This is a genomic window from Pseudomonas sp. IT-P176 (genome assembly GCF_949767245.1).
Taxonomy (GTDB): Bacteria; Pseudomonadota; Gammaproteobacteria; order Pseudomonadales; family Pseudomonadaceae; genus Aquipseudomonas.
Genome location: NZ_CATKPN010000073.1, coordinates 1 through 9,960, shown reverse-complemented (window position 1 = coordinate 9,960; position 9,960 = coordinate 1). Strand labels below are relative to the sequence as shown.

Genomic DNA, 9,960 nt, shown 5'->3' with positions numbered 1-9,960 from the left:
CGACCCCTTGGCCGACGCAACCTACATCGGCCCGATGGCACGTGTTGACCTGCGCGACGAGCTGCACGAGCAGGTACGCGAGACCCTGGAGCAAGGCGCGACCTTGCTGCTGGGTGGCGCCAAGGCCGAAGGCCCGGGCAACTACTATCCGCCGACGATTCTGGCCGACGTCACCGACCAGATGACCGCCTTCCGCCAGGAACTGTTTGGCCCGGTGGCGTCGATCATCACCGCCCGCGATGCCGCCCATGCACTGGCGCTGGCCAACGACAGCGAGTTCGGGCTGACGGCGACTGTCTTCAGCCGCAACCTGGAACTGGCCCGGCAACTGGCGGACGAACTGCAAACCGGTGGCGTGTTCATCAACGGCTACAGCGCCTCCGACCCTCGCGTGAGCTTCGGCGGCGTGAAGAAAAGTGGTTTTGGCCGCGAACTGTCGCACTTCGGCGTCCGCGAATTCTGCAACGTCCAGACCGTTTGGCTGGATCGCCGCTGAGGGCAGCAAAAAAACCGGGAGCACTAGGCTGATGCCGATCAGTTGAGCTTTTTTGTAGGAGCGAGCGCCCGCTTGCCTGGAGCTCCCGGTTTTTTAGTGGTGCAGCGGGGCCGCCGCTGTGGCGCGGCACGCTCGCGGTAAAGCTCTAGGCACGCACTGCGGTGGCCCCCCATGGGGCCACCGGATAGAGATTGGCCTCCACCAGGTACCAGACGATGTTCCAACTATAGCCACGGTCGTAGTTACTCTTGACCAACACATCGCCGCAGGAGCGACCCATTATCTGCTCGCTGACTTTGTGCCAGTCGCCGCCCGTGCCATCGTCCCAGTTGCAGATAATGTCCCAGCCGACAATCACCTTGGTCGAGTCACGAAAGGAGAACACGTGCTTGTTCCAGCCAATCCGCCATTTCGCCTCTACATGGTCCGAGACTCTCTGGATATTGATCCCCGGCAGATCGCCTTTCTGAAACCCAAAGCTCCAGCGCGCCGTGTCCTTTTTCGCGTCGAAGTTCTGGTCCTTCTTGGGCTCGTTTTTTCCCGCCGCGACCACCTGGGTGTAGAACGCCTGGCGGTTGTTGATCTCGCGCAGGCCGTTGAGCAGGCGATTGGTTTCCTCGGTCAACATCTCGATCATTTTCGAGTCTTTGGGCAAGGAGGCTTGCTGCGCCTGGATTTTTGATTCCAGCCGGTGGTACGGCTCCTCGACCAACCGCCGTCCAAAGTCCGGGCAGTTGCTGAACAAGGCGCGCGCCAGCCAGAAACGGTTGTAGAGAAAACTCAACTCGGAAAACACCACCGGGCTGACCGGCACTTCGCCGGAAATCGACGGGTCGATCACTCGATAGTGCTGCAGGTAGGTATCCAATTGGGTGGGTTGCAGCGACTGGTTGAACCACGGCAGCAACTCGGTGACGATGGTCTCGGCGGTCCAGCCCGTTTTCGGTGGCATGGGGATCGCGCAGTTGACCCCGGTGACCTTGATCCGCACGGAGACGCTGGCGTTATGTTCCTTGGAGATTCTCTCGAAGCTTGCGCTGCCCTCGATGGTGAACACCTGAGGTACGTCGGCGGCCATTGCTGCGGTGAACTTGCTGCGTTGCTCAGCGCTGGAGAAACGGCACTGGTAGATCGCATACAGGGATGAACCGGCCCTATAGCCTGCGACAAAATAGTCGCCGTACTTGTGGCGAAAATCCTCGTCCGGAGTCACGTTCAGTTCGTTCTTCTGCGCCAGCGCGTACTGGCTCTCCTCGATCGACACCTGGGCCACCAGCGTCACACTCAGCTCGGAAACCGCCATCTCGTTGAGGAACGAGGTATTGGCCGAGACATTCACCCCCTCAAGGTTGTAGGCGGCCTTCACCGAGCCGGAAATCATGCTCTGCAAGTCGCTCTCTGTCTGCACCAGCGAATAGCTGAATTCCTTCGACTTCTGCCCCGCCGGGGTCACCGTGAACGGCTTGACCGCCGAGGCACGCAATTGACCGGTGATGGCATCGATACCCAACCCGAGCTGGTAGCTCTTCTGCCACGGCTGGCCCACCACCGTGGTGTTGAGCAGAGTGGTCACCGGGTCGCTTGAGATCTGTTTCATGGGTCGTTCTCCTTAACAGTTTGAACCGCAGAATCATCGCTGGCGCCAAGCCCATATGCCTCTGGACACGAGCGGACCGGGCTCCTGGCACAACGGTGGAACCCTGTGGGGAAATCTGGCACAAAACCCCGAGCGCCAGTGAGCGATCAGTAGGAAAAGTGTGCGGCAGCTAGCAAAGCGCGGGAGAGAGACAGCAAAAAAACCGAGGGACAACGACTAATGCTGATCAGTTAGGCGATCACCCTCTGTAAAGAGCTGCGAAAATCGCTTGAGTGATCGGTATTGGGGCCAGGCCGGGAATGGCTCCCGGCCGGCGTGCAACGCCTTAGTGCTGGAGGATTTTCGAGAGGAAACTGCGGGCCCGGTCCGAGCGTGGGGCGCCGAAGAACTCCTCGGACTTCACGTCCTCGATGATCTCGCCGCCATCCATGAACACGATGCGGTCAGCCACTTTACGCGCGAAACCCATTTCATGGGTCACGCACATCATGGTCATGCCCTCGCGGGCCAACTGGACCATGACGTCCAGCACTTCGTTGACCATCTCCGGGTCGAGCGCCGAGGTTGGCTCATCGAACAGCATGGCGATCGGGTCCATGGCCAGGGCCCGGGCAATGGCAACCCGCTGTTGCTGGCCGCCGGACAACTGGATCGGGTACTTGTGCGCATGGCTCTTGAGCCCGACGCGGTCCAGCAGGGCCATGCCCTTTTTGGTCGCCGTGTCGCGGTCGCGACCCAGCACCTTGATCTGCGCCAGGTTGAGGTTATCGATGATGCTCAGGTGCGGGAACAGTTCGAAATGCTGGAACACCATGCCAACCCGCGCACGCAGTTTCGGCAGATCGACACCCTTGCCCGTGACAGGCTGGTTCTCGATAAAGATCTCGCCTTCCTGCACCGGCTCCAAGCCGTTGACGCATTTGATCAGGGTGCTCTTGCCGGAACCGGATGGCCCGCACACCACCATCACTTCACCACGCGAGAGCTCGGTGGTGCAGTTCTTCAGGACCTGGAAGTTGCCGTACCATTTGCTCAGGTTTTTCATCTGGATCATGCGGTTCTCCCTACATTTCTTTTCAAGCGCTTGGTCAGGCTGGAGAGCAAGTAGCAGATCACCAGGTAGACCAGGGCCACGAACAGGTACAGCTCCACCAGGCGCCCGTCACGCTGGGCGAACTTGCTGGCCGCGCCGGTAAAGTCGGCGATGGACAGCACGTACACCAGTGAGGTGTCCTGGAACAGGATGATGGTCTGGGTCAGCAGCAAGGGGGTCATGCGGCGCAACGCCTGGGGCAGGATCACGTAGATCATCGATTGCGCCGGACGCAGGCCGAGGGCGGCCGCGGCCTGTCGCTGGCCGCCAGTGATGCTCTGGATACCGCCACGAATGATCTCGCTGTAGTAGGCCGCCTCGAACATGCAGAAGGTCACGAAGGCGGTGACCACCGGGCCGATCTGCACCGGGCGTTCGGTGCCGAAGGCCATCTGCAGGAGCAAGGGCATCAGGAAGTAGAACCAGAAGATCACCAGCACCAACGGGATGCTGCGCATCACCGTCACATAGCCCAGGGCAAAGCCGCGCAGCACGCGGTTGTGCGACAGACGCATGAGGGCCAGGAAGGTACCGGCGACGATGCCGACCGACATTGCCACCAGGGTCAACAGCAGGGTGAATTTCAGGCCATTCCACAGGGCCGGCATGGCCCGGACAATGACGCTTGGGTCTAGATCAAACATGACTACCTCGTCGCGCCGCGAATGGCCAGGGAACGTTCGATGTGACCCATGACAAAGGTCACCAGCAGCGAAATCACCACGTAGATCACGGTTGCGGCGGTGAACGCCTCAAAGGTGTTGAACGAGTACTCGCTGACGTTGCGCGCCTGCGCGGTCAACTCCATCAAGCCGATGGTCAGGGCCACCGATGAGTTCTTCAGGGTGTTCAGGGCCTCGGAGGTCAGCGGCGGGAATACCACGCGGATCGCCTGGGGCAACAACACCTGCAGGTACATCTGGGTCGGGCGCAGGCCCAGCGCCAGGGCCGCGCCCCGCTGCCCGCCGGCGACCGACTCGATACCGGCCTTGAACAGCTCCGACAATTTGGCCGAGGTGAACAGGGTCAGCGCCACCACGGCACTGAAGAACGAGGGATAGGGCAAATCCTGCTTGAGGTAATCACCCATCGACACCGGCAGTAACTCGGGCACCACGAAGAAGCAGATGAACATTTGCACCAGCAGCGGGATGTTGCGAAACACCTCGGTGTACAGGTTGCACAGCCATACCAGTGGCCGCAGCGTACTGGTGCGCAGGGTGCCGACCAGGCCACCGATCAACAACGCGAGGATGAACGCGACCAGGGTGGTCGCCAGGGTCCAGCTGGTGCCGGTGACCAGCCAGTGCAGATACGACGAAGTTTCTCCGGGAGCGAAATCCCAGAACACGCTCCAGTTCCAGTTGTAATCCATCAACCACCAACCTTTAAGAAAAAGCACAACGCTTGCACGCTGGACACGCTCTCCCCTGCGCAGGAACTGGCAAGCCAGCGCCCGCGCCTTGAAAAGCGCCTCAGCTCATTGGCAAACCGGCATCAGACGCCGGTGTCGTTCGGGTGCGCGATGGCTTGTTTCAGCGCTTCGCTCATCGGCAGGTTGATCACGGCATTCTTCGGCGGGATCGGCTGCTCGAACCATTTCGGGTACTGGGTATCGATCACGCCAGTACTGTAGAGGTTGCGCAACACGTCATCGGCAAAGGACTTGAACTGCGGGTCGTTCTTGCGGATGCCGATGGCATAGGGTTCGGCGGACATCGGCTCGGGCAGCAAGGTGTAGGCATCCGGGCTGCGGCTTTGGGCGATGGTTGCCATCAACTGCACGTCGTCGTTGATGTAGGCCACGGCGCGCCCGGTTTCCAGCATCAGGAAGGCTTCGCCACCGTCCTTGGCATTGAGGATTTTCAGGCCCAGCTGTTTTTCCCGGTCCAGGTTCTTGGTGATCCACTCGCCGCTGCCCCCGGTAATCACCACCACCGCCTTGCCCTTGAGGTCGGCGACGCTGTTGATGCCGGCGGTCTTCTTCACCGCGTACTTGGCGCTGGCCACATAGCTGGTGAGCAGGAAGCCGATCTGTTTCTGGCGCTCGACGGTGTTGGTGGTCACCCCACATTCCAGGTCGATGGTGCCATTGATCAACAGTGGCGTACGGGTCGCCGCGACAACCGAGACGTACTCGGTCTTGAGGCCCGGCTCGCCCACCTTGACCTTGATCTGGTCGACGATTTTCTGGCACAGCTCGATGCTGTAGCCGATCGGTTGCTGGGCATCGTTGAGGTAGGAAAACGGCAACGAGGCGTCGCGGTAGCCGAGGGTGACGGTGCCCGATTCCTTGATTTTCTTCAGGGTTCCTGTGAGGTCGTCAGCCTGTGCAACGCTGGTGCCCAGACAAGCAGCGACGACTAGGGCAAGCAGCTGTTTCTTTTTATCGAGCATGGGGATCTCCGACTATTGTTATGGCAGCTTTGGCACAGCGAAAGGGCGAAGAACTTCAGCGCAAGGCATCCAGCGCTTCGCGGATACGAACGACAGCTTTTTGTAGGTTTTCCCGGGAGGTGGCGAACGACAGCCGGAAGTACCCCGGCAACCCGAACGCCAACCCCGGCACGACGGCGACACCGGCATGGTTGAGCAGATAGGCCGACAACTCGACGTCATCGCTGATCACCTGCCCGTCCGGGCTGACCCGACCGAGCAGCTGGCTGCACTCGGGGAAGGCATAAAAGGCCCCTGCCGGTGCGCTCAGGCGCAAGCCGGCGCACTGGCGCAGACCGTCCACCAACAGACGACCGCGCGCGGCGTACTCGGTGGCGCTGCGCTTGACGAAATCCTGCGGGCCTTGCAGCGCGGCGCGCGATGCCTCCTGGGAAATCGCGCTGGCGCCTGAGGTGCTTTGCGACTGGATCTTGCTGATCGCGGCGATCAGCGCCTTGGGGCCGGCGGCGTAACCGATACGCCAGCCGGTCATGGCATAGGCCTTGGCCACACCATTGATCAGCAGGGTGCGCTCACGCAGCTGCGGGCAGGCATTGGCGAAGGACACGAACGGTTGGTCGGCGAGCAGCACGTGCTCGTAGATTTCGTCGGACATCACCAGCACATTGGGAAAGTCTTCCAGCACCTTGCCCAGCGCTTGCAGCTCGGCGAGGGAGTAGATAGCGCCGCTGGGATTGGACGGCGAGTTGAGGACCAGCCAGCGGCTCTTCTCGGTCAGCGCGGCCTGCAGCGCCTCGGCGGTCAGCTTGAAGCCGACTTCGATGCCACAGGCAATCACCTGCGGGCTGCCGCCATTCAAGGTGACGATATCGGAATAGGAGACCCAGTACGGCGCGGGGATGATCACCTCGTCCCCGGCTTCCAGGGTGGCCATGAAGGTGTTGAAGATCACCTGCTTGGCGCCGTTGCCCACGGTGATCTCGTCGACGCTGTAGTCCAGGCCATTCTCGCGCTGGAACTTGCTGACGATCGCCTGGCGCAAGGCCAGGGTGCCCTGGGGCGCGGTGTAGCGGGTATGGCCGTCACGCATGGCCTGGCAGGCCGCGTCGATGATGTGGGCCGGGGTATCGAAATCCGGTTCACCCAGGCTCATGTCGACAATGTCGCGACCCTGGCTGGCCAGCTCCTTGGCACGCATGGAGATAATCATGCTCGGAGAAGAAGAGATCTGCTTGACGCGTTGACTTTCAAAACTCATGAAATGCCCGCCTTCCATGGAGGTCCGCTGAAGATCATGGAGGATCGTCAAGCGCCTCGCTGTTGTTGTACGACGTAGTATGACATGCGTTTTTCTGATTTCGCAATCGCCAAGTGCCAGTGTTTTTTTTCCACGCAAAAAAGCCCGTCATCCCACGATAACCAGTGGTTATCGTGGGATGACGGGCCTGATGGGTCTAGATGAGGGTGATGGCAGCGCTAGGTTCAAGCAGAAAAAAATCGCTGCCTGGGTTGCTTAGCTCTGAAAGAGGTACGATGACTTATAGGCCTCTTCCGGTAACTGATGCCTTCCAGCACCTAGGCCGGCGTATTGAGGCACACCACCTTGGGCTGGGTCATTTCCTCATAGGCAAAGCGCACCCCTTCGCGTCCCAGGCTGCCGTACTTGGAGCCGCCGAACGGCATCGCATCGAAGCGGTAATCGGAGGAGTCGTTGATCATCACCCCTCCCGCCTCAATCCGCCGAGCAGCGCTCATGGCCGTGGCCAGGTTACCGGTGAAGATCCCTGCGTGCAGGCTGTACTCAGGCTCGTTGGCCAGCGCGATGGCCTCATCGAAACTGTCGAAGGGTTGCAGGACCACCACCGGGGCGAACACTTCATCGCACCACAATCGGCTGGCGTGATCGACATTCTCCAGCACCGTTGCCGCGTAGCAGGAACCTTGGCGGCGATGACCGCAGAGCAGCGTGGCGCCCTCGCGCAAGGCTTCGTTGACCACCTGCTCGGCATTCTGTGCAGCCTGCGGGGTGATCATCGGCCCGATATCAGTGCTCGCCAAGGCAGGATCACCGGCGACCAGCGCCTCGGCCTGGCGCACGAAGCCTTCGCGAAAGGCCTCATAGACCGACGCCTGGACCAACAGGCGCTGGGTGCCGATGCAATTCTGCCCGGCCGCCCAGAACGCCCCAGACACACAACTGTCGATCGCCGCCGGCAAGTCGCAGTCGCCCATCACGATCACCGGCGCATTGCCGCCCAGGTCCATGGCCAGCTTCTTCAGGCCGGCGGTGCGGGCAATCTTTTCGCCGGTGACGAAGCCGCCGGTGAAGGAAATCATCCGCACCTCGCGGGCAGCCACCAGCGCCCGACCCAACTCTGCCCCACCGGTAGCGACCGTGACGACCGCCTCCGGCAGCCCGGCTTGCACCAGGTAATCCACCAGGCGCAGGGCCGACAAGGGCGCCAGCTCCGAGGGCTTGAGGATCACCGCATTGCCCCCGGCAATCGCCGGGCCGAGCTTGTGCGCCACCAGGTTCAGTGGATCGTTGTACGGGGTGATCGCGACGATCAGGCCCAACGGCTCACGGGTGAACCAGCCCTGGCGTGACTCGGAGCCTTCATAGGCATCGAACGGCACCACTTCGCCGGCGTTGCGCTTGGCCTCCTCGGCCGACAACTTGAGGGTATTGACGCAGCGCTTGACCTCTTTTTGCGCCTGCACCAGGGTCTTGCCGGCTTCCTCGACAATCAGCCGGGCAAAACCCTGGGCGTCGCGCTCGATGGCCAGCGCGGCCTGCTCGAGAATCCGTGCGCGACGATGGCGCGGCAGCGCGGCGCAGAGGCGCGCGCCATGCCGGCCCTGCTCCAGCAGCTGCGGGACCTGGGCCGCATCCACCTTGACAACCGTGCCGACGACGCTGCCGTCAAACGGGTTCAACACATCGATGTGCGGTTCAACAACCGCCAGGGCCAGACGCGATAGGTTCACAGGCTTTCTCCTAGTGGGTGACCACGGATTGGTGCAGGCTGATGATGTCCGACAACAACGCGTACGCAGTTTCCATGCGCCCGGCGCCCGGCCCCGAGACCGTCACTGCGCCGAGCAATGGGCTGGTGAACGACACGGCGTTAGTGGCGCCGCTGATCGCGGCCAATGGGTGGTCGTTGCGCAACAAGCGCGGTTCGACCCGTGCACTGACCGAGCCGTCGGCCTGACGCGTGGCGGCGCCAATCAGCTTCCAGCGCGCACCCTCCTGGCGAGCCTTGGCGATGTCGTCCAGGGTCAGGGCGCTGATGCCCTGGCAACTGACATCGCTGACCTGCAGCTTGGCGTCCAGCAATTCATTGGCCAGGATCACCACCTTGAGGCGCACGTCGTAACCTTCGACATCCGCGCTCGGGTCGGCTTCGGCGTAACCCAGTTCCTGCGCCTGGCGCACCGCCTCGGCAAACCCCAGGCCGCCTTCCATGCAGGTCAGGACGAAGTTGGAAGTACCGTTGAGAATGCCCTCGAAGCCGTTGATCGCACTGCCGGCCAGGGTCTGTTTAGCCAGGCGGATCACCGGTGTGCCGCTCATCACCGAACCTTCGTATTCAAACGCCACCTTGTTGCGCAGGGCCAGGGCCTTGAGCTCGGCACCGTGCAGGGCAATCGGCCCCTTGTTGGTGGTCACCACATGCTTGCCCGCCTCCAGGGCCCAACGGCAGAACGAGGTAGCAGGCTCGCCATCCACTGGATTGGTGAAGGTCGCCTCGGCAATGATGTCTGCCCCCGAATCCTTGATCACCGCCTCATTCAAGGCCTCGACCGTGCCACCAGGCAACTGGGCCAAAGCCCCCTTGGCCGCCGGCAACCGGGCCAGCACTCCAGCGTCCAGGCCTTCGCGGCCAATCAGCGAACCCAGGAACAAGTCAGTCACCCCGACAATCTTGAGGCTGAAACCCAGCTCGGTTTTCCAGCCCTCATTACGCTCGGCAATCAGTTGGGCCAACGCCCGATTGACACCACCGAAGCCGACCAGTGCCAGTTTGTATTCAGTCATTTTGTTATTGCCCTTGATCCGGAAGATGGGTTGTTGGGCACTAGATTAGGCGGCGGGCCTGGGCAGTGAAATAGGCCAATTTGCTCTATTTCCTGAGCGTTTTGCCCAGGGTTTGCGCAATTTCACACGCCGTTGCGGGGGGCTCCCAGAGTGTGGTTTTGGGTGTTCGCAGATTTTGCTCACAGCCACTTATTTTGTGGGAGCGAGCCTGCTCGCGATGGCGGAGGGTCAGGCAGTATCGAGGTTGGATGGGGCGGCCTCATCGCGGCATAGGTATCTACACAACTGTGGTGCGACGTTGCACCTGTGGGCCGACCGGGATGTGGGATTAGACT

At 61.4% G+C, this 9,960-nt stretch carries 9 protein-coding genes; 1 reads left to right on the top strand and 8 read right to left on the bottom strand.

All coding sequences use genetic code 11. The features are described from left to right. Window positions 1–496 (top strand): aldehyde dehydrogenase family protein (locus ACM6IP_RS20965; RefSeq protein WP_414862209.1); only part of this gene is annotated, 496 nt, incomplete at its 5' end. A gap of 145 nt (window positions 497–641) precedes the next feature. On the opposite strand, the gene ACM6IP_RS20960 is transcribed toward ACM6IP_RS20965, so the two are convergent. The 8 genes from ACM6IP_RS20960 to ACM6IP_RS20925 all read right to left on the bottom strand — a co-directional run bounded on the left by ACM6IP_RS20960 (window position 642) and on the right by ACM6IP_RS20925 (window position 9,625). Then, entirely contained in the window at window positions 642–2,093 is a 1,452-nt protein-coding gene (locus tag ACM6IP_RS20960) for a hypothetical protein (RefSeq protein WP_414862208.1), read from the bottom strand. Between the two features lie 325 nt (window positions 2,094–2,418). Then, window positions 2,419–3,147 (bottom strand): amino acid ABC transporter ATP-binding protein, encoded by a 729-nt coding sequence (locus ACM6IP_RS20955; RefSeq protein WP_414862207.1) that lies wholly within the window; start codon window positions 3,145–3,147, stop codon window positions 2,419–2,421. Continuing rightward, on the bottom strand, window positions 3,144–3,830 hold the full coding sequence (locus tag ACM6IP_RS20950) for an amino acid ABC transporter permease (protein WP_095169863.1): 687 nt from the start codon (window positions 3,828–3,830) through the stop codon (window positions 3,144–3,146). Before ACM6IP_RS20950 ends, ACM6IP_RS20955 begins: the two co-directional genes overlap by 4 nt. Before the next feature lie 2 nt (window positions 3,831–3,832). Beyond that, window positions 3,833–4,561 (bottom strand): amino acid ABC transporter permease, encoded by a 729-nt coding sequence (locus tag ACM6IP_RS20945; RefSeq protein ID WP_159996577.1) that lies wholly within the window; start codon window positions 4,559–4,561, stop codon window positions 3,833–3,835. 122 nt (window positions 4,562–4,683) lie between these two features. Further along, window positions 4,684–5,583 carry a transporter substrate-binding domain-containing protein gene (locus tag ACM6IP_RS20940; RefSeq protein ID WP_095169861.1) on the bottom strand — a complete coding sequence of 300 codons (900 nt, stop codon included), beginning with the start codon at window positions 5,581–5,583 and terminating at the stop codon, window positions 4,684–4,686. 55 nt (window positions 5,584–5,638) lie between these two features. Then, entirely contained in the window at window positions 5,639–6,841 is a 1,203-nt protein-coding gene (locus ACM6IP_RS20935) for a pyridoxal phosphate-dependent aminotransferase (protein ID WP_414862206.1), read from the bottom strand. Between the two features lie 317 nt (window positions 6,842–7,158). Beyond that, window positions 7,159–8,571, bottom strand: a complete 1,413-nt coding sequence (locus ACM6IP_RS20930; protein WP_414862205.1) for an aldehyde dehydrogenase family protein — start codon at window positions 8,569–8,571, stop codon at window positions 7,159–7,161. A 10-nt stretch (window positions 8,572–8,581) separates the two neighbouring features. Further along, window positions 8,582–9,625 (bottom strand): homoserine dehydrogenase, encoded by a 1,044-nt coding sequence (locus tag ACM6IP_RS20925; protein WP_159996583.1) that lies wholly within the window; start codon window positions 9,623–9,625, stop codon window positions 8,582–8,584. Window positions 9,626–9,960: the final 335 nt, after the last annotated feature.

Bases quoted from the DNA above. Each gene is read 5' to 3' on its own strand.
- ACM6IP_RS20940 (WP_095169861.1), bottom strand. From the start codon at position 5,583: ATGCTCGATAAAAAGAAACAGCTGCTTGCCCTAGTCGTCGCTGCTTGT.
- ACM6IP_RS20950 (WP_095169863.1), bottom strand. From the start codon at position 3,830: ATGTTTGATCTAGACCCAAGCGTCATTGTCCGGGCCATGCCGGCCCTG.
- ACM6IP_RS20935 (WP_414862206.1), bottom strand. From the start codon at position 6,841: ATGAGTTTTGAAAGTCAACGCGTCAAGCAGATCTCTTCTTCTCCGAGC.
- ACM6IP_RS20955 (WP_414862207.1), bottom strand. From the start codon at position 3,147: ATGATCCAGATGAAAAACCTGAGCAAATGGTACGGCAACTTCCAGGTC.
- ACM6IP_RS20960 (WP_414862208.1), bottom strand. From the start codon at position 2,093: ATGAAACAGATCTCAAGCGACCCGGTGACCACTCTGCTCAACACCACG.
- ACM6IP_RS20945 (WP_159996577.1), bottom strand. From the start codon at position 4,561: ATGGATTACAACTGGAACTGGAGCGTGTTCTGGGATTTCGCTCCCGGA.
- ACM6IP_RS20925 (WP_159996583.1), bottom strand. From the start codon at position 9,625: ATGACTGAATACAAACTGGCACTGGTCGGCTTCGGTGGTGTCAATCGG.